The organism is Campylobacter bilis, from assembly GCF_016806695.1.
Taxonomy (GTDB): Bacteria; Campylobacterota; Campylobacteria; order Campylobacterales; family Campylobacteraceae; genus Campylobacter_D; species Campylobacter_D bilis.
In genome coordinates this window covers 1-1,492 of sequence record NZ_WUED01000028.1, presented here as the reverse complement: position 1 = coordinate 1,492, position 1,492 = coordinate 1, and the positions used below count along the sequence as shown (strand labels likewise).

1 protein-coding gene is annotated in these 1,492 nt (G+C 26.5%); it reads right to left on the bottom strand.

Going from position 1 to position 1,492, the window contains the following annotated elements:
• Positions 1-1,491 (bottom strand): amino acid adenylation domain-containing protein (locus tag GRQ01_RS07470; RefSeq protein WP_158335131.1); only part of this gene is annotated, 1,491 nt, incomplete at its 3' end.
• Position 1,492: the final 1 nt, after the last annotated feature.

Sequence of the window (1,492 nt, the reverse complement as noted above, 5' to 3'; positions counted from 1 at the left end):
TTCACTCAAACCCTTCCTATCAATTTTCCCATTTTGATTTAATTTAAATTTATCAAGTTTAATAAAACTTTTTGGAATCATATAATGAGGCAATTTGTCTTTTAAAAATATTTTAAAGTCTATTTCTTCTTTGCTTTCATAAAAACAAATGATGTTTTCTTTAAAAATACAAGCACTGTTTTTAATTTTTGGGTGTGAATTGATTATGTTTTCTATTTCTCCAAGTTCTATACGGTGACCCATATATTTGATTTGATTATCAATTCTTCCATAGCATAAAAGTTCACCTAAAGCATTATAAGCTACTATATCTCCTGTTTTATATAAAAGATCTAAATAATTATTGTGTAAGGGATTTTGTATAAAAGCTTTAAGGGTTTTTTCTTTGTCATTATAATATCCTAAAGATAAAGAAGTTCCACGCACGTAAAGTTCCCCTTTTATTCCTATTTGCTTAGGAGTAATGTATTTCATATTTTCATCAAAAACTAAAAGTTGAGTGTTTTTGCAAGCTTTACCTATAGGTAAAAGTTCATCATCACTGAATTTTCTATCTATTATATAATAAGAGCAAACATCAGTGATTTCAGTAGGCCCATATAAATTGGCAAATAAAGCATTTGGTAAATATTTTCTCCATATGTTTAATTGTTTATTTGGCATGATTTCACCACAAAAAAGTATTTTTTTTAAAGTGTTTAAATTGCAATGATTTAAGCTTTGAGTATTTGCAAAATATATTAAAACAGAAGGCACCCAAAATATAGTATTAATTGCATTTTTTATCAAGTAATCTGTAATTTTATTAGGAAAGGCAAAAAGAGGATTGGGTAAGATATGTAAAGTAGCACCTGCTTTAATGCTTGAAAAAATATCTAAAACACTATTATCAAAATAAAAAGGTGCTTGATTGGCTAAAATTTCATTTTCATCAAATTTAAAAGTCTCGCACACCCAAAAAGTATAATCAATAACGCTTTTATGACTTATACTTACTCCTTTGGGCATTCCTGTGCTTCCACTTGTAAAAAGCACATATAATAAATTAGTATCAATATGTTTTTCTTTAGCAATTTGGATTAAATTTTCATCTGTATTAAAGTTTTGAAAATCTTGAGTATAAAGAGTATAAAGATCTAAATTAAAATCGAGTTCTTTTGAAGTGATTAAAAGCTTAGGCTTTAAAATTTCTATAACTTTTTTTATTCTTTCTTTGGGAGTTTTTTCATCAAGTATGGTGTAGAAATTTCCACTTAAAGCCACTCCAAAAAAAGAAATCAAACAATCAATACTTTTAGGTAAAATAATTAAAATAGGAAGTTGTGTGGTATGTTCGCAAGCTAATTGCCTTAAGATTTCGCTGGCAAGTTTTTCACTCATAGAATGGAATTTTTTATAGCTAATATATTTTCCATTAAATTCAACAAATAATTTTTTATTTGGATATTTATCCACGCTTTTTTGTAAAAAATCATAAATGTGGGTTATCATT